This window comes from Streptomyces sp. NPDC037083 (assembly GCF_055606485.1).
The window spans coordinates 328,940-350,919 of the sequence record NZ_JBVJSQ010000011.1; the positions used below are offsets into that span (position 1 = coordinate 328,940).

Annotated in this window: 17 protein-coding genes; 7 read left to right on the forward strand and 10 right to left on the reverse strand. The window is 72.8% G+C overall.

Annotated elements, in window-relative coordinates; all coding sequences use genetic code 11:
* The first annotated feature begins 87 nt into the window (after positions 1 to 87).
* Both dxs and ACZ7DE_RS28350 read left to right on the forward strand, forming a co-directional pair.
* Positions 88 to 2,016 (forward strand): 1-deoxy-D-xylulose-5-phosphate synthase, encoded by a 1,929-nt coding sequence (gene dxs / locus ACZ7DE_RS28345; protein ID WP_470766081.1) that lies wholly within the window; start codon positions 88 to 90, stop codon positions 2,014 to 2,016.
* Positions 2,017 to 2,173: 157 nt separating this feature from the next.
* A complete protein-coding gene (locus tag ACZ7DE_RS28350; RefSeq protein ID WP_470765987.1) occupies positions 2,174 to 3,697 on the forward strand; it encodes an amino acid permease in 1,524 nt (507 codons plus the stop codon).
* A 243-nt stretch (positions 3,698 to 3,940) separates the two neighbouring features.
* On the opposite strand, the gene ACZ7DE_RS28355 is transcribed toward ACZ7DE_RS28350, so the two are convergent.
* Positions 3,941 to 4,312: a PIN domain-containing protein gene (locus tag ACZ7DE_RS28355; protein ID WP_470765989.1), complete on the reverse strand. Its 372-nt coding sequence runs from the start codon at positions 4,310 to 4,312 to the stop codon at positions 3,941 to 3,943.
* A 102-nt stretch (positions 4,313 to 4,414) separates the two neighbouring features.
* Here ACZ7DE_RS28355 and ACZ7DE_RS28360 point away from each other — a divergent pair, with 102 nt between their 5' ends.
* Positions 4,415 to 5,431 (forward strand): DUF8189 domain-containing protein, encoded by a 1,017-nt coding sequence (locus ACZ7DE_RS28360; protein WP_470765991.1) that lies wholly within the window; start codon positions 4,415 to 4,417, stop codon positions 5,429 to 5,431.
* A gap of 502 nt (positions 5,432 to 5,933) precedes the next feature.
* Here ACZ7DE_RS28360 and ACZ7DE_RS28365 read toward each other — a convergent pair.
* From ACZ7DE_RS28365 to ACZ7DE_RS28385, 5 genes are all read right to left on the reverse strand, one after another.
* Positions 5,934 to 8,066, reverse strand: coding sequence for a 3-hydroxyacyl-CoA dehydrogenase NAD-binding domain-containing protein (locus tag ACZ7DE_RS28365; RefSeq protein WP_470765993.1), 2,133 nt, complete (start codon positions 8,064 to 8,066; stop codon positions 5,934 to 5,936).
* Positions 8,063 to 9,283 carry a thiolase family protein gene (locus ACZ7DE_RS28370; protein ID WP_470765996.1) on the reverse strand — a complete coding sequence of 407 codons (1,221 nt, stop codon included), beginning with the start codon at positions 9,281 to 9,283 and terminating at the stop codon, positions 8,063 to 8,065. Before ACZ7DE_RS28370 ends, ACZ7DE_RS28365 begins: the two co-directional genes overlap by 4 nt.
* A 436-nt stretch (positions 9,284 to 9,719) precedes the next feature.
* Positions 9,720 to 11,006 carry a ribonuclease D gene (locus tag ACZ7DE_RS28375; protein WP_470765998.1) on the reverse strand — a complete coding sequence of 429 codons (1,287 nt, stop codon included), beginning with the start codon at positions 11,004 to 11,006 and terminating at the stop codon, positions 9,720 to 9,722.
* 123 nt (positions 11,007 to 11,129) lie between these two features.
* A complete protein-coding gene (locus ACZ7DE_RS28380; RefSeq protein ID WP_470766000.1) occupies positions 11,130 to 11,789 on the reverse strand; it encodes a helix-turn-helix transcriptional regulator in 660 nt (219 codons plus the stop codon).
* Between the two features lie 243 nt (positions 11,790 to 12,032).
* On the reverse strand, positions 12,033 to 12,659 hold the full coding sequence (locus ACZ7DE_RS28385) for a DUF3000 domain-containing protein (RefSeq protein WP_470766002.1): 627 nt from the start codon (positions 12,657 to 12,659) through the stop codon (positions 12,033 to 12,035).
* Between the two features lie 384 nt (positions 12,660 to 13,043).
* Here ACZ7DE_RS28385 and hemE point away from each other — a divergent pair, with 384 nt between their 5' ends.
* Positions 13,044 to 14,111: a uroporphyrinogen decarboxylase gene (hemE, locus tag ACZ7DE_RS28390; RefSeq protein ID WP_470766004.1), complete on the forward strand. Its 1,068-nt coding sequence runs from the start codon at positions 13,044 to 13,046 to the stop codon at positions 14,109 to 14,111.
* 7 nt (positions 14,112 to 14,118) lie between these two features.
* Here the strand turns inward: hemE and ACZ7DE_RS28395 are convergent, their stop codons facing one another.
* A complete protein-coding gene (locus ACZ7DE_RS28395) occupies positions 14,119 to 14,931 on the reverse strand; it encodes a rhomboid family intramembrane serine protease (protein WP_470766006.1) in 813 nt (270 codons plus the stop codon).
* Positions 14,932 to 15,056: 125 nt separating this feature from the next.
* Here ACZ7DE_RS28395 and ACZ7DE_RS28400 point away from each other — a divergent pair, with 125 nt between their 5' ends.
* Entirely contained in the window at positions 15,057 to 15,326 is a 270-nt protein-coding gene (locus ACZ7DE_RS28400) for a hypothetical protein (RefSeq protein WP_470766008.1), read from the forward strand.
* A 41-nt stretch (positions 15,327 to 15,367) separates the two neighbouring features.
* Here the strand turns inward: ACZ7DE_RS28400 and ACZ7DE_RS28405 are convergent, their stop codons facing one another.
* A complete protein-coding gene (locus ACZ7DE_RS28405; protein WP_470766010.1) occupies positions 15,368 to 16,756 on the reverse strand; it encodes an FAD-dependent oxidoreductase in 1,389 nt (462 codons plus the stop codon).
* 27 nt (positions 16,757 to 16,783) lie between these two features.
* Positions 16,784 to 17,788, reverse strand: a complete 1,005-nt coding sequence (locus ACZ7DE_RS28410; protein ID WP_470766083.1) for a DUF4349 domain-containing protein — start codon at positions 17,786 to 17,788, stop codon at positions 16,784 to 16,786.
* Between the two features lie 160 nt (positions 17,789 to 17,948).
* Here ACZ7DE_RS28410 and hemG point away from each other — a divergent pair, with 160 nt between their 5' ends.
* Together hemG and hemQ are read left to right on the forward strand one after the other, a co-directional pair.
* Entirely contained in the window at positions 17,949 to 19,406 is a 1,458-nt protein-coding gene (gene hemG / locus ACZ7DE_RS28415; RefSeq protein ID WP_470766012.1) for a protoporphyrinogen oxidase, read from the forward strand.
* Between the two features lie 5 nt (positions 19,407 to 19,411).
* On the forward strand, positions 19,412 to 20,143 hold the full coding sequence (gene hemQ, locus ACZ7DE_RS28420; protein WP_470766014.1) for a hydrogen peroxide-dependent heme synthase: 732 nt from the start codon (positions 19,412 to 19,414) through the stop codon (positions 20,141 to 20,143).
* A 101-nt stretch (positions 20,144 to 20,244) separates the two neighbouring features.
* Here the strand turns inward: hemQ and ACZ7DE_RS28425 are convergent, their stop codons facing one another.
* The gene (locus ACZ7DE_RS28425; RefSeq protein WP_470766016.1) at positions 20,245 to 21,864 is read right to left on the reverse strand and encodes an alpha/beta hydrolase; all 1,620 of its coding nucleotides are present in this window, start codon (positions 21,862 to 21,864) and stop codon (positions 20,245 to 20,247) included.
* Positions 21,865 to 21,980: the final 116 nt, after the last annotated feature.

The window sequence follows — 21,980 nt, forward strand, 5'->3', positions numbered from 1 at the left end:
CGGGCCGGACTCCGGCCGCCCCGGCGGAACATTAGACTCGACAAGCCCGGCAACAGCTCGATCAGCTTTTACTGCAAGGAGGCACGGGTGCCGCTGCTTTCCCGCATCAGGGGACCGCGCGATCTGGACCGGCTCAGCCTGGAGGAGCTGGACCAGCTGGCAGGGGAGATCCGGACCTTCCTCGTCGACGCCGTCTCCAAGACCGGCGGCCACCTCGGCCCCAACCTCGGCGTGGTCGAGCTCACCATCGCCCTGCACCGGGTCTTCGAGTCCCCCAAGGACAAGGTCCTGTGGGACACCGGCCACCAGTCCTACGTGCACAAACTGCTCACGGGCCGACAGGACTTCTCCCGGCTGAAGATGAAGGGCGGCCTCTCCGGCTACCCCTCGCAGGCCGAGTCCGAGCACGACGTCATCGAGAACAGCCACGCCTCCACGGTCCTCGGCTGGGCGGACGGCCTCGCCAAGGCCAACCAGATCCTCGACCGCGACGACCACGTGGTCGCCGTCATCGGGGACGGGGCGCTCACCGGCGGCATGGCCTGGGAGGCGCTGAACAACATCGCCGACGGGGACCGCCCGCTGGTCATCGTCGTCAACGACAACGAGCGCTCGTACGCGCCCACCATCGGCGGCCTCGCCAACCACCTCGCCACCCTGCGCACCACCGACGGCTACGAGCGTTTCCTCGCCCGCACCAAGGAGGTGCTGGAGCGCACCCCCGTCGTCGGCAGGCCCCTGTACGAGACCCTGCACGGCGCCAAGAAGGGCCTGAAGGACTTCATCGCCCCCCAGGGCATGTTCGAGGACCTCGGCCTGAAGTACGTCGGCCCGATCGACGGTCACGACATCGAGGCCCTGGAGTCCGCCCTCGCCCGCGCCAAGCGCTTCGGCGGCCCGGTCATCGTGCACTGCCTCACCGAGAAGGGCCGCGGCTACCAGCCGGCCCTCCAGGACGAGGCCGACCGCTTCCACGCGGTCGGCAAGATCCACCCCGACACGGGCCTGCCGATCGCCACCTCCGGCGCCGACTGGACGTCCGTCTTCGGCGAGGAGATGGTCGAGCTCGGCAAGGAGCGCGAGGACATCGTCGCCATCACGGCGGCCATGCTCCAGCCGGTCGGCCTCGACAAGTTCGCCAAGGCCTTCCCGGACCGCGTCTACGACGTCGGCATCGCGGAGCAGCACGCCGCCGTCTCCGCCGCCGGCCTCGCCGCGGGCGGCGTGCACCCCGTGTTCGCGGTGTACGCCACCTTCCTCAACCGCGCCTTCGACCAGGTCCTCATGGACGTCGCCCTGCACAAGTGCGGTGTGACGTTCGTCCTGGACCGGGCCGGCGTCACCGGCACCGACGGCGCCTCCCACAACGGCATGTGGGACATGTCGATCCTGCAGGTCGTCCCGGGCCTCAGGCTCGCCGCCCCGCGCGACGCCGACCAGGTCCGCGCCCAGCTGCGCGAGGCCGTCGAGGTCGAGGACGCGCCGACCGTCGTCCGCTTCTCCAAGGGCGCCGTCGGTCCGGCCGTACCCGCCGTGGGACGCGTCGGCGGCATGGACGTGCTGCGCGAGAGCGGCACCGACACCCCGGACGTGCTCCTGGTCTCCGTGGGCGCCCTCGCCCCGATGTGCCTGGAGATCGCGACCCTTCTCGACCGCCAGGGCATCACCACCACGGTCGTCGACCCGCGCTGGGTCAAGCCCGTGGACGAGGCGATGGCCCCCCTCGCCGAACGGCACCGGGTGGTCGTCACCGTCGAGGACAACTCCCGCGTCGGAGGCGTCGGCTCGACCGTCGCCCAGGCCCTGCGCGACGCGGGCGTCGACGTGCCGCTGCGCGACTTCGGCATCCCGCCGCGCTTCCTCGACCACGCCTCCCGCGCCGAGGTCATGGCGGAGATCGGGCTCACCGCCCCCGACATCGCCCGCCAGGTCACCGGCCTGGTCTCCAAGCTCGACGGGCGGTACGGCAGCGCCGCGGCCGCCGAGGTCGACTCCGTGGAGTCCGCCCGCGACTGACGCCGTCGCAGGCCCGCCGACACGCCCGGATGGACCGGTTGCGCCACTGTGAAGAGTGGTGCGACCGGTCCATTCGCGTTAACCGGCCCGCGCCGGGGCATACGGTCTACGCCCCCTCTCGATCATGTCGAGGACGACACAGCGTGGGAGGTACCCCGTGAGCAGCACCCTCTTCCGGACGAAGAAGGTCGAGCAGTCCATCCTCGATACCGAGGAACCAGAGCACGCGCTCAAGAAATCCTTGTCCGCGCTCGATCTGACCGTCTTCGGCGTCGGCGTCATCATCGGCACCGGCATTTTCGTCCTCACCGGCACGGTCGCCAAGAACAACGCCGGTCCCGCCGTCGCCCTGGCCTTCGTCGCGGCCGGGGTGGCCTGCGCGCTCGCCGCGCTCTGCTACGCCGAGTTCGCCTCCACCGTCCCGGTGGCCGGCTCGGCGTACACCTTCTCGTACGCCTCCCTCGGAGAGCTCCCCGCCTGGATCATCGGATGGGACCTGGTCCTGGAGTTCGCGCTCGGCACGGCGGTGGTGGCCGTCGGCTGGTCCGGCTACATCGCCTCGTTGCTCGACAACGCCGGCTGGCACCTGCCGGCGGCGCTCAGCGGCAGAGAGGGAGCCGACGGCTTCGGCTTCGACATCCTCGCCGCCGCCCTCGTCCTGGTGCTGACCGCCATCCTCGTGGTCGGCACGAAGCTCTCCGCGCGGGTCACCTCCGTCGTGGTCGCCATCAAGGTGACCGTCGTCCTGACCGTGATCATCGCGGGCGCCTTCTTCATCCACGGGGACAACTACGACCCGTTCATCCCCAAGGCGCAGACCGTCGATGCGGGCGGCGGCCTCGACGCCCCGCTCATCCAGCTGATGTTCGGCTGGGCGCCCTCCAACTTCGGCGTGATGGGCATCTTCACCGCCGCCTCCGTCGTCTTCTTCGCCTTCATCGGCTTCGACGTCGTCGCCACGGCCGCCGAGGAGACCAGGAACCCGCAGCGGGACATGCCCCGCGGCATCATCGGCTCCCTGATCATCTGCACGGTCCTGTACGTCGCGGTGTCGATCGTCGTCACCGGCATGCAGCACTACACCAAGCTGTCCGTGAGCGCCCCGCTCGCCGACGCCTTCAAGGCCACCGGGCACCCCTGGTTCGCGGGCTTCATCAGCTTCGGCGCCGCCGTCGGCCTGACGACGGTCTGCATGATCCTGCTCCTCGGCCAGACCCGGGTGTTCTTCGCCATGAGCCGGGACGGACTGCTCCCGCGCTTCTTCTCCCACGTCCACCCGCGGTTCAAGACCCCGCACCGGCCCACCATCCTGCTCGGCGTGCTCATCGCGATCCTGGCCGGCTTCACCAGCCTCAGCGAACTCGCCGAGCTGGTGAACATCGGCACGCTGTTCGCGTTCGTGGTCGTCGCGATCGGCGTCATCCTCCTGCGCCGCTCCCGCCCCGACCTGCCCCGCGCCTTCCGCACCCCGTGGGTGCCGGTCGTGCCGATCCTGTCGGTCTGCGCCTCGCTGTGGCTGATGCTCAACCTGCCCGCCGAGACCTGGCTGCGGTTCGGCATCTGGATGGTCGTCGGGTTCGTCGTGTACTTCCTCTACGGCCGCTCGCACAGCCGTCTCGCACGGCACGAGGAGGCCGCCGTCGGCGGGCCCGCCGGGCCCGGCCGTGACGACACCGTCTGACACCGCCCCGCCGCCACGGCCGGTCCCGCACGCCGCGTGCGGGACCGGCCGTGGCGTCGTACCGTCCCCGTCCCGCCGCCGGGCACCGTCCGGCACCGCTCGCCCCGCCCCGGGCACCGACCATCACCACGCGCCGGGCACGACCACCGTCAACAGCTGTACCGGACGCCCGGCGCCCGCTGCCGCCTCAGCCGAGCACCGTGCTGGGTGCGCCGCCTCGGAACTGCACCCGGGTGCGCCGCCTCAGCCGCGCACCGAACGCGGGCCGGTCACGTCCGCGCCGAGCTCCGTCACCCGGCGGCGCAGCTCGCGGTCGGCGGTGACGACCAGACAGGGCCGGCCCCCGGCCTCGGCGACCAGCTCCACGATGCGGTCGTCGCCGCTGCCGGACGCCGGCTCCACCCGCACGCCGGGCACCGACTCCACCCCGCGCGCCGCGCCCTCGACCACGAGGACGATCTCCTCGGGCCCCGCGTGCCCCGGCACCCCGTCCGCGGCCAGCCGGTCGCGCAACCGCTCGGCGGCCCCGCGCCGGTCCCGCCACCACCCGTCGGGCACCGACCCGACCACGTTCGCGGCGTCGACGATCACGAGCAGTGCGGGGGCGTCGTCCATGGGCTCAGGGTCGCACGGACGGCCCGGCGGACGAGACCGTCACGCGGGCCCGAGGCGTGCCCCTCGCGCGGGCGCCGCGAGGGGCCGTCATACAGTGATCGGGTGAACGGCGACTGGCTCATACGCGGCCGCGACGGGCGGCTCAGTGTCTATCTGATGTCGGACGACGCCGTCCTGTGCCGGGCGGAACGCACCCCGGGCGGGACCTGGGAGGCCTCACGCAGGGTGGGCGGCGACCAGAAGGTGCATCCGGCCCTGGCCGTCGGCCAGGGCGCCGACGACTACGCCCACCTGGCCACCTGGTGGACCACGCTCAAGGGGGTGACGGGCCTGGTGCACTCCACGCACTTCCGTCCCCTGCTCTCCGCGCTGGACTGGGCGCCCGTCGGGCATCCCGACAAGAAGGGCGGCCGCACGGGCACGCCCGCCGTCGCCGTGGACGCCCAGGGACGCGCACACGTCTTCGTCCGCAACGCCGGCGCCGGACTGAGCATGATCGCCCAGAAGGAGAAGGGCGGCTGGGAACCCTGGCGCGACCTGAAGGGGCAGGGCGTCGAGGGGTCGCCCGTCGCGGTGACGGCGCCGTCCGGCTGCGTCGAGGCGTACGCGGACGCCTCCGGCGAGGTCCTGCACTGGCGGCAGACGGAGCCGGGTGCCCCGCCGGTGCTCCAGGAGCCCCTGAAGGCGACGGTCCGGCCGGGGACGCTGCGGGCTCTGGCCACCTCCCCCGAACACACCACCCTCTTCTACACCGACGACTCCGGCGATGTGTGCGCCTGGCGCCCCGGCGCCGAGCCCGTGGCTGTGCTGGAGGCCGCCGGCCCCGGCCCGGTCGCCGCGATCCGCACCGAACTGGACGGCCACGACTGCACGTTGCTCGCCCAGCGCTCCGCGAGCGGCCGCGTGGCCTTCGCCGCGTACCCGACCGAGCGGGAGTCGGCGGGCGCCTGGTGGACCGAGTCGGGCCCCCCGCTGCCCGCCGACGCCGTGGTGGCGCTGACGAAGGACCACGAGGACCGGGTGGTCGCGGCGACCCTGTCCCCGTCGACGGGAACGCTGCAGCTCACCCGCCGCAAGGACGAGCCGGGCCTGGCCCTGACGGCCTGGCGGACCGTATGACGCGATCGACGGTCCGTCGAGGTGGCCTGAGGGCGGGTCCGCGTGCTGCGGCGGCTCGGCGACCGGGGCGGACGTGGCCGGGGCGGTTCGTCGACGCGCCTTGGTGGACCGTGTGACGCGGCCGGCGGCCCGTTGAGGTGGGGCGGCCCGACGGCCGGGGCGAACGTGGCCTGGCCGGCCGTCGAGGGGGCCTGGCGGCCGGTGTGAACGTGGCCGGAGGGGCGGCCCGAGGGCGGTCGGCGTGATGCGGTGGCCCGGCAGCCGGGGCGCACGTGGCGGGGGGCGGACGTGGCGGGGCGGTTCGTCGACGCGGCCGTGCGGCGCGTGCGGCCCGTGTGGCGACACAGGGTGTCCGTGTCCGCTGCCCGGTACGCCGGGCCGTGGGGACCGGCTCGGGCGAGCTGATGACCTGATCCGCGGCGAGGGCGACGCATGACAGAGGGCCTCCGCCGGTGAGCGGAGGCCCTCTGTCATGCGCGAGGCATGCAAGCGGTCATGACGGTTACGCCGGAACCGATGCCACGCCCGGTGCCAGGAACTTCTTGCCGTTCACCCGCTCGGAGACGCCCTCGCGGTCCAGGTACGGCGTGATGCCGCCCAGGTGGAAGGGCCAGCCGGCGCCCGTGATCAGGCAGAGGTCGATGTCCTGCGCCTCGGCGACGACACCCTCGTCGAGCATGAGCCCGATCTCCTGCGCCACCGCGTCCAGGACGCGGGCCCGCACCTGCTCCTCGGTCAGGACGTTGTCGCCCTGCTTCAGGAGCGCGGCGACCTCGGGGTCCAGCTCGGGCTTGCCGCTGTCGTAGACGTAGAACCCGCGCTTGCCCGCCTTGACGACGGCCGCGAGGTTCGGGGAGACCGTGAAGCGGTCCGGGAAGGCCCGGTTGAGGGTCTCCGAGACGTGCAGACCGATCGCCGGGCCGACCAGCTCCAGCAGGACCAGCGGGGACATCGGCAGGCCGAGCGGCTCCACGCCCTTCTCCGCGACCTCGACCGGGGTGCCCTCGTCGATGACGTTCTGCACCTCGCCCATGAAGCGGGTCAGGATGCGGTTCACGACGAACGCCGGGGCGTCCTTCGTCAGCACGGCCGTCTTCTTCAGCTTCTTGGCGACCGCGAAGGCGGTGGCCAGGGAGGCGTCGTCGGTCTGCTCGCCGCGGACGATCTCCAGCAGCGGCAGCACGGCGACCGGGTTGAAGAAGTGGAAGCCCACGACCCGCTCGGGGTTCTTCAGCTTCGACGCCATCTCGGAGACCGACAGCGAGGAGGTGTTCGTCGCGAGGATCGCGTGCGCCGGGGCGACCGCCTCGACCTCCGCGAACACCTGCTGCTTGACGCCGATCTCCTCGAACACGGCCTCGATGATGAAGTCCGCGTCGGCGAAGCCCTCGGCCTTGTCCAGGACACCGGACACCAGCGCCTTGAGACGGTTGGCCTTGTCCTGGTTGATCCGGCCCTTGCCGAGCAGCTTCTCGATCTCGGCGTGGACGTAGCCCACACCCTTGTCGACGCGCTCCTGGTCGATGTCGGTCAGCACGACCGGCACCTCCAGGCGGCGCAGGAACAGCAGCGCGAGCTGCGAGGCCATCAGGCCCGCGCCCACCACGCCGACCTTGGTGACCGGACGGGCCAGGTTCTTGTCCGGGGCCCCGGCCGGGCGCTTGGCGCGCTTCTGCACCAGGTTGAACGCGTAGATGCCGGAGCGCAGTTCACCGCCCATGATCAGGTCGGCGAGCGCGAGGTCCTCGGCGTCGTAGCCCTGCTGGAGGTCGCCGTTCTTGGCGGCGGCGATGATGTCGAGGGCGCGGTAGGCGGCCGGGGCCGCCCCGTGCACCTTGCTGTCCGCGACGAACCGGCCGCGCGCGACGGCCTGGTCCCAGGCCTCGCCGCGGTCGATCACCGGACGCTCGACGACGATCTCGCCCTTGAGGACGGACGCCGTCCACAGCAGCGACTGCTCCAGGAAGTCCGCACCCTCGAACAGGGCGTCGGCGATGCCCAGCTCATAGACCTGCACGCCCTTGAGCTGCTTGTTCTGGTTGAGCGAGTTCTCGATGATCACCGAGACGGCCTTGTCCGCGCCGATCAGGTTCGGCAGCAGTGTGCAGCCGCCCCAGCCGGGAACCAGACCGAGGAAGACCTCGGGCAGCGAGAAGGCCGGCAGCGCCGCGGACACCGTGCGGTACGAGCAGTGCAGCCCGACCTCGACGCCACCGCCCATCGCCGCGCCGTTGTAGTAGGCGAACGTCGGCACGGCGAGACCCGCGAGGCGCTTGAAGACCTCGTGGCCGCCCTTGCCGATGGCCAGCGCGTCCTTGTGCTCCTTGAGGAGCTCGACGCCCTTGAGGTCCGCGCCGACGGCGAAGATGAACGGCTTGCCGGTGACGCCGACACCGACGATCTCGCCGGCCGCGGCCTCCTTCTCGACCTGGTCGATCGCGAGGTCGAGGTTCGCGAGGGACTGCGGCCCGAAGGTGGTGGGCTTGGTGTGGTCGAAACCGTTGTCGAGCGTGATCAGGGCGAAGCGCCCGGCACCGAACGGCAGGTCCAGGTGGCGTACGTGGGCCTGGGTGACGACCTCGTCCGGGAACAGCTCGGCCGCGCCCTTCAGAAGCTCAGCGGTGGTGGTGCTCACTTGTCGCCTCCGTCGAAGTGCGGGTTCTCCCAGATGACCGTCGCGCCCATGCCGAAGCCGACGCACATGGTGGTCAGGCCGTAGCGGACCTGCGGCTGCTCCTCGAACTGGCGGGCCAGCTGCGTCATCAGACGGACGCCGGAGGAGGCCAGCGGGTGACCGAAGGCGATCGCGCCGCCGTACTGGTTGACGCGCTCGTCGTCGTCCGCGATGCCGTAGTGGTCGAGGAAGGCCAGGACCTGGACGGCGAAGGCCTCGTTGATCTCGAACAGACCGATGTCGGAGATGGACAGGCCCGCCTGGGCCAGCGCCTTCTCCGTGGCCGGGATCGGGCCGTAGCCCATGACCTCGGGCTCGACGCCCGCGAAGGAGTACGAGACGAGGCGCATCTTGACCGGCAGGTCGTTCTCGCGCGCGAAGTCCTCGGAAGCGATCAGGGACGCGGTCGCACCGTCGTTCAGACCGGCCGCGTTGCCCGCGGTGACCCGGCCGTGCACACGGAACGGGGTCTTGAGACCGGAGAGGCTCTCCAGCGTCGTTCCCGGACGCATCGGCTCGTCGGCGGTGACCAGGCCCCAGCCCGTCTCACCGGCCTCCGCGTTGGTGCGGCGCACCGAGACCGGCACCAGGTCGGCCTGGATCTTGCCGTTGGCGTACGCCTTGGCGGCCTTCTCCTGCGAACGCACCGCGTACTCGTCGGCGCGCTGCTTGGTGATCTGCGGGTAGCGGTCGTGCAGGTTCTCCGCGGTCATGCCCATGAACAGGGCGGACTCGTCGACCAGCTTCTCGCTGACGAACCGCGGGTTCGGGTCCACGCCCTCACCCATCGGGTGGCGGCCCATGTGCTCGACGCCGCCCGCGATGGCGACGTCGTACGCGCCGAAGGCGACCGAGCCGGCGACCGCGGTCACGGCCGTCAGGGCGCCCGCGCACATGCGGTCGATGGAGTAACCGGGCACGGAGGTCGGCAGACCGGCCAGGATGCCGGCGGTGCGGCCGATGGTCAGGCCCTGGTCGCCGATCTGCGTGGTCGCGGCGATGGCGACCTCGTCGATCTTCTTCGGGTCGAGGCCCGGGTTGCGGCGCAGCAGCTCCCGGATCGCCTTGACGACGAGGTCGTCGGCCCGGGTCTCGTGGTAGATGCCCTTCGGGCCCGCCTTGCCGAACGGGGTACGGACGCCGTCTACGAAGACGACGTCCCTGACGGTACGAGGCACGATGGCTCTCCTCCAGGGTGCGGGATGGCACTGCTGCGACACGCAAGCGCTGAGCACGCGCTCAGGACCCATGCTACTTGTGGGTAACGTAGCTGCACACCCCTGCCGGGAGGAGCGGCGAACGTCACACACCCGGACGCGTCCCGAAAGGCCGGAGTGGTGGCGCCTCGTGCCCCGGCGTCCGGTGCCCGGACGCGGGCGAAGTCGCACCGGCCGGCCCGCCTCGACGGCGCCGACGGCGCCGACGTCTTCACGATCCACCGATTCCGGCACATGCCCCATGCCTCACAAGATCTTGGCGTGATCTCGACGTCGCCGTCCCGCTTCCCGGGGCCCGCGCCGCCCACCGGGAAACGGTCTCGGCGGGTGCCGTCCTCCGGCGGCCGCCGTACGCCGTGAGGCGCTACGGCGGCCCGGCATCCGGTTTCCGGGGCGGCTAGGCCTCCGGGCCGGACAGTGCCGCGACCAGCACGGGCGCGACCTGCTCGACCTGCCACGGACGCGCCCCGTACGCGGTGAGCGCACCGGCCACCGCGTCCAGGTCGGCCGCCGGGGGCTCCCAGCACAGCCGCCGCACCGCGTCCGGAGCGATCAGGTTCTCCTGCGGCATGCTCAGCTCCTCGGCCAGCGCCGACACGGCCGACCGCGCCGCGGACAGCCGGGCCGCCGCCACGGGATCCTTGTCGGCCCAGGCGCGCGGCGGCGGGGGGCCCGCCACCGGCTGTCCCGGCTGCGGCAGCTGCGACTCGCTCAGCTCCCTCGCCCGGTCGACCGCCGCCTGCCACTGCTCCAGCTGCCGCCGCCCCATCCGGTGCCCGAACCCGTTCAGCGCGGCCAGCGCGTGCACGTTCACCGGCAGGGCGAGCGCCGCCTCGACGATGGCCGCGTCCGACAGCACCTTGCCCGGTGAGACGTCCCGTCGCTGGGCGATGGCGTCCCGTGTCTGCCACAGCTCGCGCACGACGCCCAGCTGCCGCCGCCGACGCACCTTGTGCATGCCGGACGTGCGACGCCACGGGTCCTTGCGGGGCTCGGCCGGCGGAGCGGAGGCGATCGCGTCGAACTCCTGCCGGGCCCACTCCAGCTTGCCCTGCCGGTCCAGCTCCTTCTCCAGCGCGTCGCGCAGGTCGACCAGGAGCTCGACGTCCAGGGCCGCGTACCGCAGCCACGGCTCGGGCAGCGGCCGGGTCGACCAGTCCACCGCCGAGTGGCCCTTCTCCAGTACGAAGCCCAGCACGCCCTCGACCATCGCACCGAGGCCGACCCGCGGGAATCCGGCGAGCCGTCCGGCCAGCTCGGTGTCGAACAGCCGCGTCGGCACCATGCCTATCTCGCGCAGGCACGGCAGGTCCTGGGTGGCCGCGTGCAGCACCCACTCCACGCCGGACAGCGCCTCGCCGAGCGCGGACAGGTCGGGGCAGGCCACCGGGTCGATCAGCGCACTGCCGGCGCCCTCGCGGCGTAGCTGCACCAGATAGGCGCGCTGGCCGTAGCGGTAACCGGAGGCGCGCTCGGCGTCCACGGCGACGGGCCCGGAGCCGGCGGCGAAGGCGGCGATCACCTCCGCGAGCGAGGCCTCGTCGGCGATCACGGGAGGGATGCCCTCGCGCGGTTCGAGCAAAGGTGTCGGCGCCCCGGAAGCAGTAGATCCGCCGTCGTCCGGAGGGGCGCCTCCGGTGGTTCGCAGTGAACTGGCTGCTGCGGTTTCTTGGGCGTCGGTCACCTGTCAAGGGTATCCGTGTATGGACGGCGCCCGCCGACGGAACGTTCCGTCGGCGGGCGCCGGGGGGTCGTAAACCAGTCAGGTCGGTGAATGATCGGGGCGATCGGCCGACGGGCGGGCGGGTCAGTGGATGATGCCGGTCCGCAGGGCGACCGCGACCATCCCGGCGCGGTCGCCCGTGCCGAGCTTGCGGGCGATGCGGGCGAGGTGGCTCTTGACGGTCAGTGCGGACAGGCCCATCGAGACGCCGATGGCCTTGTTCGACTGGCCCTCCGCGACCAGCCGCAGCACCTCGACCTCACGGCCGGACAGTTCGCGGTAGCCACCCGGGTGACTCGGGGCACCCGGGGGGCGGCGGTGGAGGCGGGCGGCGGAGCCGAGGGGGGCGGCACCGGGACGGGTGGGGAGCCCGAGGTTGGTGCGGGTGCCGGTGACGACGTAGCCCTTGACGCCGCCCGCGAGGGCGTTGCGCACGGCGCCGATGTCGTCGGCCGCGGAGAGGGCGAGCCCGTTGGGCCAGCCCGCGGCGCGGGTTTCGGACAGAAGGGTGAGGCCGGAGCCGTCGGGCAGGTGGACGTCGGCGACGCAGATGTCGCGGGGGTTGCCGATGCGGGGACGAGCCTCCGCGATGGACGAGGCCTCGATGACGTCGCGCACACCGAGCGCCCACAGGTGGCGGGTGACGGTGGAGCGGACGCGGGGGTCGGCCACGACCACCATGGCGGTGGGCTTGTTCGGGCGGTAGGCGACCAGGCTTGCGGGCTGCTCGAGGAGAACGGACACCAGGCCTCCTGGGTGGGGGACGGGGGCCGGCTCGTGGGGGCTTGTGGGGAGGAAGCCGGGACGAACCGTGCTTTCAAGGTCACAGTCGTCTTCGGCAGCCGACCCGGGGTCCTTTAGAGAATGATCACGATCTAGTGAGTAACAATACGTGCAATTCGGACAAGCGATCGATCATCCGAAGATCGAGTCGGTTTAAGTGGGAGTCTTACGGGACCGAAAATGGTCGTATCGACAAAGAGATGGTCAACGTGACTGCGGCCCCCGGCGCTGCGGCAGCGTCACCACCGACGCGTCCCCCGGCCCGGCCGGCGGCAGCCCCGCCACCTGCGCCAGCAGATCGCACCAGGCCGCCAGGTGCGCCCCGGAGTCCGGGACTCCGCCGAGGCCCTCACGCGGCGTCCACGAGGCCCGGATCTCGATCTGCGAGGCCGCCGGGCGCTCCGACAGCCCGCCGAAGTAGTGCGAACTCGCGCGCGTGACGGTCCCGCTCGGCTCCCCGTACGTCAGCCCGCGCGCCTGGAGCGCGCCCGTCAGCCACGACCAGCACACCTCCGGCAGCAGCGGATCCGCGGCCATCTCCGGCTCCAGCTCGGCGCGCACGAGGGTCACCAGCCGAAACGTTCCACGCCAGGCGTCGTGCCCGGCCGGATCGTGCAGCAGCACCAGCCGGCCGTCGGCCAGGTCCTGATCGCCGTCCACGACCGTCGCTTCCAGTGCGTGGGCGAACGGGGCGAGCCGCTTGGGGGCCGGTGTCACCTCGACCTCGATCTGCGGCCGCAGCCGAGCCGCTCTCAGCGCGTCGACGGCGGCCCGGAAGGGCAGCGGAGCCGACGGGCTCTTGTCCCGGTCCCCCTCGTTCGCGTCATCCATCCCGCCAGCGCCGTCCGACAGTCGTCCCTGAGCCGCAGCCATGCGGGGAAGATTAAGGGGAACGGGGCCTTCGCGCAGGGCAAGACACCCGCGCGCGGCTCGCGGACGGGTGCGCGCTGGGCGAACAGGCGCACGGACCGCGGTGCTCCGAAGAGGTACGGCCGGGGGCGTGCGCGGGCGGCGCGGGCTTCCCGCGGAAGGGGCGCGCAGGGGCTGAGGAACGGGCGCGGAGGGGCCGGGGCGGGGTCGGTGAAGGGCTGGGGACAGGCCGCCGAGGGGCCGCGGGGCGAGGGTGGAGCGCGCGGAAGGCACGGACGAGGAAGCGGGACCGGGCGCCCCGGGGGCGGGCCGCACCGCCTCCGGCGCCGTGGGAGACTTGCCGTCGTGAGCGCGAACGAGAGCCCCGCGGGCCGGCAGCCGACAGCGACGTACGACAGTGCCTTCCTGAAGGCGTGCAGGCGCGAGCCGGTGCCGCACACGCCCGTGTGGTTCATGCGGCAGGCAGGGCGCTCGCTGCCGGAGTACCGCAAGGTCCGCGAGGGCGTCGGGATGCTCGAGTCCTGCATGCGGCCCGACCTGGTCACCGAGATCACCCTGCAGCCGGTGCGCCGGCACGACGTGGACGCGGCGATCTACTTCAGCGACATCGTCGTCCCGCTCAAGGCCATCGGCGTCGACCTCGACATCAAGCCCGGCGTCGGCCCGGTCGTCGAGAAGCCGGTCCGCACCCGCGCCGATCTCGCCCAGCTGCGCGATCTCACCCCCGAGGACGTCTCCTACGTCACCGAGGCCATCGGCCTGCTGACGGCCGAGCTCGGCGCCACCCCCCTCATCGGCTTCGCGGGCGCTCCGTTCACCCTCGCGAGCTACCTCGTCGAGGGCGGTCCGTCCCGCACGTACGAGAACGCCAAGGCGATGATGTACGGCGACCCCGAGCTGTGGGCCGACCTGCTCGACCGTCTCGCCGAGATCACGGCCGCCTTCCTGAAGGTGCAGATCGAGGCCGGCGCGAGCGCCGTCCAGCTCTTCGACTCCTGGGCCGGCGCCCTCGCCCCCGCCGACTACCGCCGCTCCGTGCTGCCGGCCTCCGCGAAGGTCTTCCGCGCGGTCGAGGGCTACGGCGTCCCGCGCATCCACTTCGGCGTGGGCACCGGCGAACTGCTGAAGCTCATGGGCGAGGCCGGCGCCGACGTCGTCGGCGTCGACTGGCGCGTCCCGCTCGACGAGGCCGTCCGCCGGATCGGCCCCGGCAAGGCGCTCCAGGGCAACCTCGACCCCACGGTCCTGTTCGCCGGCACGGAGGCCGTCGAGGCCAAGACCCGCGAGGTGCTCGACGCGGCCGCCGGCCTCGAGGGCCACGTCTTCAACCTCGGGCACGGCGTCATGCCGTCCACCGACCCGGACGCGCTGACCCGCCTCGTCGAGTACGTCCACAGGCAGACCGCCCGCTGACCTGGGTTCACCACGAGTGCCGGGGCCGGGCCCGTCTGCCGAACAGCAGACCGCGCGGCTCCGGCGGCGGAGGCGTGCCCGGCTTGAGCGGCCAGGCGAGCAGCATTCCCGCGAGGAAGCCGACGACGTGCGCCGCGTACGCCACGGTGCCCGCGCCCGAGACGCCCTCCCCGGAGGAGTACACCGCCTGCAGCACGAACCAGAAACCCAGCACGAGCCAGGCCGGCAGTCGCAGCGGGAGGAACACCAGGAACGGGACGAGGACCCACACCCTGGCCTTCGGATAGAGCACCAGATAGGCCCCCAGCACTCCCGCGACCGCTCCCGACGCGCCGATCAGCGGATCGGTCGAGTCCGCGTTGAACAGCGCGAAACCGTACGAAGCCGCGTACCCGCAGACGACATAGAAGAGCGCGAAGCGGACGTGCCCCATGCGGTCCTCGATGTTGTTCCCGAAGATCAGCAGGAACAGCATGTTGCCCAGCAGGTGCAGCCAGCCGCCGTGCAGGAACATCGCGGTGAGCACGCTCAGCGCCGGCGTCTTGTCGTAGCCGGGCGGCCCCAGCTGACAGACCGCGCCGCGCACCTCGCCGGTGGGCACGAGCTGCGGAAGCCGATGGTGGATCAACTCGCTGGGCACGGCCGCGTAATGCTGCAGGAAGGCGTGCAGATGACACGACTGGGCCAGGCTGCTGTCGCCCGCCACTGAGCCGGACAGGCCGGGCATGAACACGAACACGAAGACGTTCGCGGCGATCAGCGCGTACGTCACCACCGGGGTGCGGCGCACGGGGTTCACGTCATGCACGGGGATGACCACAAGGAAGTACTGCCCGCGATCCGTTCGGCGAATCGGTGAACGCGGTTCCCCACGACCGCGTATGAACCGTCAACCGCTCGCGGCACGAGGAAGGCGGGTCGCGGGGACGACGTGAGGAACAGGCGATGAACGACCGAGTTACTCCCCCGATGCACGCCACCCCGGATGGCGAGGCGGAGCTCTCCCTGGTGATCCGGCTGCCCTGGGAGGACGTGGCACGGCTCGGCCAGGAGGCCGGGCGGCTGGCTTCGCAGATGCAGCGGCCGGTGACACTGGACGAGGCCGTCAGCAACCGGCTGCGGTCGCGGCCGGCGGCCGCGGCGCACGCGAAGCCGGCGGAACAGCCCGCCGCAGCGGCGGTCTCCGCGCTGCCGCGGCTGAGCGGCACCGCGTAACCGCACCACGAACACCCCGGGGGCGGGCCGCGGCCCGCCCCCTATCGTGCGCCGCCGTGCACCTTCGCCGTGGCCTTCCTGGCGGCCACCAGCACCGGGTCCCACACCGGGCTGAACGGCGGCGCGTACCCGAGATCCAGGGCCGTCATCTGTTCCACCGTCATGCGGGCCGTCAGGGCCACCGCCGCGATGTCGACGCGCTTGCCCGCACCCTCCCGTCCCACGATCTGAACCCCCAGCAGGCGGCCCGTCCTTCGCTCGGCGAGCATCTTCACCGTCATGGGAGAGGCACCCGGGTAGTAGCCGGCGCGGCTGGTGGACTCGACGGTGACCGACACGAACCGCAGGCCCGCCCTGCGCGCGTCCTTCTCGCGCAGACCCGTGCGGGCGATCTCCAGGTCGCACACCTTGCTGACGGCCGTGCCGACCACGCCCGGGAACGTGGCGTACCCGCCCCCGACGTTGGTGCCGATGACCTGGCCGTGCTTGTTGGCATGGGTGCCCAGGGCGATGTGCCGCTCCTGGCCGGACACCAGGTCGAGGACCTCGACGCAGTCGCCGCCGGCCCAGACGGTCCCGTCGGCGGCGGGGCCGCGCACCCGCATCGCCAGGTCGGTGAGCAGCCCGCCGTGCGCGCCCACGGGCAGCCCGGCGGCCTGCGCGAGAGCGGTCTCCGGGCGGACGCCGATGCCCAGCACCACCACGTCCGCCGGATACTCGGCGTCCGCGGTCACCACCGACCGGGCCCGGCCCTCCGCGTCGGTGCGCACTTCGGTGACCTCGGCGTCGTTCACCATGGTGATGCCCATCCCCTCCATGGCCCGGTGCACCAGCCGGCCCATGTCCGGGTCGAGGGTCGCCATCGGCTCGCTGCCCCGGTTGACGACCGTCACCTCGTAGCCGCGTTTGATGAGCGCCTCGGCCATCTCCACGCCGATGTAGCCGGCCCCCACGACCACGGCCCGCCTGCCACGCGCGCGTGCCAGCGTCTCCAGCAGCTCCTGCCCGTCGCCCAGGGTCTGCACCCCGTGCACGCCCGCCGCGTCGGCGCCCGGCATGTCGGGCCGGATCGGCCGGGCCCCCGTCGCGATGACGAGCTTGTCGTACGACGTCCAGGACTCCGTCCCGGATCCCGCGTCACGCGCGCGTACCCGCCGCCCGGCGACGTCGATCTCCCTGACCTCCGTGCGCATCCGCAGGTCGATGTCCCGCGCGCGGTGCTCCTCGGGCGTGCGCGCGATCAGGTCGTCCCGCGCGGTGACGTCGCCGCCCACCCAGTACGGAATGCCGCACGCCGAGTAGGACGTGAAGCGGCCGCGCTCGAAGGCGACGATCTCCAGCTCCTCGGGCCCCTTCAGCCGGCGGGCCTGGGACGCCGCGGACATGCCCGCGGCGTCGCCGCCGATCACGACCAGTCGCTCGATGCTCATGCGAACACGCTACGGGGGACTCCCAGTTCAGTCCTGCCCGGGCTCGCCTCCCGCTTCACCGCCGGCTCCGGGCCCGCCGGCCCGCGCCGCCCGCCGCCGCGGCCGCACCAGCCGCAGCCACACCAGCAGGAGCAGCGCGGCGGCCGTGAGGAACGGCAGCACCGCGCCGAACGCGACGGCGATCCAGCGCAGCGTCGTCACGAACGCGTCCCAGCCGCCCGCCAGCGCGTCCACGAACCCCGGGTCGTCGTCCTCGGCGGCCTGCGCCACCGGCTTCTCCGACAGGGTCAGCGTGACCGTCGCCAGGCTCGTGCGGTCCTTCAGGGACGCCTGCTGGGCGAGCAGCGCCTCCAGATCGGCCTCCCGGCCGCTCAACTCGCCCTCCAGGGTGACGACGTCGCTGAGCTTCGTGGCCCGGTCCATCAGCGCCCGGACCCGCGCGACGCTGGCCCGCTGGGAGGCGATGCGGCTGTCCACGTCGACGACCTCGGCGGTGACGTCCTGGGCCTTCGCCGTGCGCTCCAGCAGTTTGCCCGCGCCCTGGAGGCCGGTGAGGACGTCGTCGTACTTCTGCACGGGCACCCGCAGCACGACGCGGGTGCGCTCGGCGCCGTCCTCGTCCCGGACGGTCGTCTCGTCGCCGACGTACCCGCCCGCGTTCTCGGCGGTCGCGCGGGCCTCGTCCAAGGCCTTCGGCACGTCCTTGACCTGCACGGTCAGGGAAGCGGTGCGGATGATGCGGTCGGCTGCGGGCTTCGGCGCCGCGGTCGCCCTCGAGCCGCCCGCGCCCTCCTTCACCTCCCGGCCCGCGCCCGCCTCGTCGGCGCCCGCGTCCCCGGCGGCGGCCTCTCCGGCGGCGGCCTTGTCGGACGTGGCGCCCGCGCTCGAGTCGTCGGCGCCGCCGCATCCAGTGAGCGCGAGGGCGGCGGCCAGCGCGACCGCGGCCAGCGCGTGGGCGGACCGTGCCCCGACGGGCCGTGCGGAACGTCGTGCGGAGCGTGCGGATCCTCTTACGGAGCGTCGTGTACGCATCTTGATGTACCCCCCGGGGGTCGTGACCACCTGACCCTCCTTCGACGCCGGGGCGGGCCGGGACGTTGGCGGCGACCGGTTCCGAACAGGTCACGGTCCGGACGCGGCCAGGACACCGGGGCACGGCGGGAGTGTCGCAGGGGTCTGAGAGAGTGGGGTCATGAGCGCAACGGGTACGGGCACGGGGCATCACGTAGTCGTCGTCGGAGCCGGAATCGCCGGGCTGGCCGCCGCCCACCGGCTGCTCCGGCGCGGGGCGCGGGTGACCGTGCTGGAGGCGTCCGACCGGGTCGGCGGCAAGCTGCTGCCCGGCGAGATCGCGGGCGTGCGCGTGGACTTGGGCGCCGAGTCGATGCTGGCCCGCCGGCCCGAGGCGGTCGCCCTGGCGCGCGAGGCGGGCCTCGCCGACCGCCTGCAGCCGCCCGCCACCGCCACGGCCTCGATCTGGACCCGCGGCGTGCTGCGCCCCATGCCCAAGGGCCACGTCATGGGCGTCCCGGGCACCGCCGCGGCCCTCTCCGGCGTGCTCTCCGACGAGGGCCTCGCCCGTGTCGAGCGCGACGCCGACCTGCCCCCCACCGAGGTCGGGGAGGACGTCGCGGTCGGGGAGTACGTGGCGGCCCGCCTGGGCCGCGAGGTCGTCGACCGCCTCGTCGAACCGCTGCTGGGCGGCGTGTACGCCGGGGACGCCTACCGGATCTCGATGCGGTCGGCCGTCCCGCAGCTCTTCCAGGCCGCACGCACCCACACCTCGCTGACCGAGGCCGTGCGCGAGATCCAGCACAAGGCGGCGGCCGCCCCGCCGGCCGGGCCCGTGTTCATGGGCGTCCAAGGCGGGGTGGGATCCCTGCCGCTCGCGGTCGCCGCGTCCGTCGAGGCGCACGGAGGCGAGATCCACACGCGCGCACCGGTCACCGGACTGCGCCGGGAGCCCGCGGGCGGCTGGCGCGTCACCGCGGGGGAGCGGGTGCTGCGGGCCGACGCCGTGATCGTCGCCGTCCCCGCGCCGGCCGCCGCCGCGCTGCTCGCCGCCGAGTCCCCCGGGGCCGCCGCCGAGCTGCGCACGGTGGAGTACGCCTCCATGGCCCTCGTCACCCTCGCCTACCGGCGCGCCGACGCCACCCTGCCCGACGGCAGCGGCTTCCTCGTCCCGCCCGTCGACGGACACACCATCAAGGCGTCCACCTTCGCCTCCCAGAAGTGGGGCTGGATCGCCGACGAGGACCCGGACACGGTCGTGCTGCGCACCTCGGTGGGCCGCCACGGCGAGACGGAGATCCTCCGGAGGGACGACGCCGGGCTCGTCGCCGTCTCCCGCCACGACCTGCGGGAGGCCACCGGCCTGGACGCGACCCCGCTGGAAACCCGTGTCACCCGCTGGACGGACGGCCTGCCCCAGTACCCGGTGGGGCACCACGCGCGCGTGGCCCGCATACGCGAACACGTGGCCAAGCTCCCCGGCGTCGCGGTGTGCGGCGCGCCGTACGACGGAGTGGGCATCCCCGCCTGCATCGCGAGCGCGTACGCCGCAGTGGACCAGATCGGCGGCGACCTGAGCGCCGCGGCGCAGCTCATGGCCAACCCGGTGCAGAGTCTGCACGGCGGCGCGGGAGAATGAGAGCCATGAGTGACGACGCCTCCACCACCGAGCCCGGCAGGATCCCGAACAAGGGCAAGCTGGCCAAGGACCTCAACGAGGTCATCCGCTACACGCTGTGGTCCGTCTTCAAGCTGAAGGACGTGCTGCCCGAGGACCGCGCGGGCTACGCCGACGAGGTCCAGGAGCTGTTCGACCAGCTCGCCGCCAAGGACGTGACGATCCGCGGCACGTACGACCTCTCCGGTCTGCGCGCCGACGCCGACGTCATGATCTGGTGGCACGCGGAGACCAGCGACCAGCTGCAGGAGGCGTACAACCTCTTCCGCCGCACCAGGCTGGGCCGCGCGCTGGAACCGGTCTGGTCGAACATGGCGCTGCACCGCCCCGCCGAGTTCAACCGCTCGCACATCCCGGCGTTCCTCGCCGACGAGACGCCCCGCGACTACGTGAGCGTCTACCCCTTCGTGCGCTCCTACGACTGGTACCTGCTGCCCGACGAGGACCGCCGCCGCATGCTCGCCGACCACGGCAAGATGGCCCGCGGCTACCCGGACGTCCGAGCCAACACGGTCGCCTCGTTCTCGCTGGGCGACTACGAGTGGATCCTGGCCTTCGAGGCCGACGAGCTGTACCGCATCGTCGACCTCATGCGCCACCTGCGCGCCTCCGAGGCCCGCATGCACGTCCGCGAGGAGGTCCCGTTCTACACCGGCCGTCGCAAGTCGGTGGCCGACCTGATCGCCGGACTGGCCTGACGGCCGGGTGCCGGCCCGGGGGGCCGGCCGGCGTGGCTGGTGCGGGGAGCCGGTCGGGAAACCGGTGGACGGGCGTCACGGCCCGCGGTTCCCCGACGGCCTCACCGCGGAGCGAGCGGCTTCGGCTCCGCGTGCCCGGCGCAGGCGGCGCGCCGGGACGGGAGCCGCCCCTCCAGCAGATACGCGTCGAGATGCCCGTTGACGCACCGGTTGGGCCCGCCCGCGATGCCATGGGTGCCCGCGTCCCGCTCCGTCACCAGCACCGAGCCCGACAGCCGCCGGTGCATCTCGAGGGCGCCGGCGTAGGGCGCGGCCGCGTCCCGCTCGGCGGCCAGGATCAGCGCCGGCGGCAGCTCGCCCGGCCCGGTCCGCACGTCGAGCGGCTGCTGCCGGGACGCCGGCCAGTAGGCGCAGGGCAGGTTCGCCCACACGTTGTCCCACGTCTCGAACGGGGCGACGCGTGCGAGCCGCGTGTTGTCGCGGTTCCACACCTTCCACTCCGTCGGCCAGGGCGCGTCGTTGCACTCCACGGCGGTGTACACGGCGTTGGCGTTCTCCGCCTCGGCGGCGGCCTCCTGCACCGGTCCGGCCTGCGCGATCAGTTGTTCGGGATCGCCCTTCAGGTACTCCGACAGTGCCTGCGCCCGGGCGGGCCAGTAGTCGTCGTAGTACCCGGCCTGCAGGAACGCGCCCTGGAGCTGGCCCGGCCCCACCTTCCCGCCGGCCGGCTCCGCGGCCAGCCGGGCCCGGGCCCGCTCATAGCTGGTCAGCACCTTCTGCGCGGTGTCGCCGAGGCCGTACACGTCGTCGTGCTCGGCGATCCACTCCCGGAAGTCCGTCCAGCGGCTCTCGAACGCCGCCGACTGGTCGAGGTTGTTGCGGTACCAGATCTGCGCCGGGTCCGGGTTCACGGCCGCGTCGAACACCATCCGCCGCACGTGCGAGGGGAACAGCGTCGCGTACAACGCCCCGAAGTAGGTGCCGTACGACGCCCCCATGAACGTCAGCCGCTCCTCGCCCAGCGCGGCCCGCAGCACGTCCAGATCGCGGGCGTTGTTGAGGGAGTTGTAGTGCCGCAGAGCGCTGCCCGTCCGCTTCGCGCAACCCTGCGCGTACGCCTTCGCCTGCGCGATGCGCTCCTGCTTGTACGACTCCGAAGGGTGGGTCGGGGCGGGGGAGGGGCCCTTGAAGAAGCGCTTGGGGTCCTGGCAGGACACGGGCGCCGAGCGGCCGACGCCGCGCGGGTCGTAGCCGACGAGGTCGTAGGCGCCTCCGATGCGCTTCCACTCCGGCAGCAGCCCGGTCAGCGGAAAGTACAGGCCGGAGCCGCCGGGGCCGCCCGGGTTGAAGACCAGCGCGCCCTGCCGTGGCACCCGCCGCTTGCTGTTGTGCGGGTCCCGATGGGTGGCCTGCACCCTGCTGACGGTCAGTTTGATCTGCTTGCCGTCGGGGCGGGCGTAGTCGAGCGGGACGGCCACGGTGCCGCACTGCATGGCACCGGGCAGATCCTTCCCGGCGGAGCAGGCCCCGAAGTCGACGCCCTTCGCCGCGGCCCGCGCGGCGGCGACCGCCACGCCGACGGCGGCGTGGCGGTCGGGGCCGGCGACGCGGCCGGGAGCGGCCGTGTGGTCGGGGGCGTTCGGGACACCGCCCGCCGGGACTGCGGACAGGGCGGTCAGGAGCAGGGCTCCTGCGGCCGAATGGAGGGCGGCGGCTCGCATCGGGTGTCCCTTCGGTGCACGGCGGCGACACAAGGGATGGTTGGTTCGGCCTTGCGGGAAGGCAAGCACCACCGGCGGGTGTCGGCGCCAATGCCCCCTGTGCGCCCCCCGTCGGT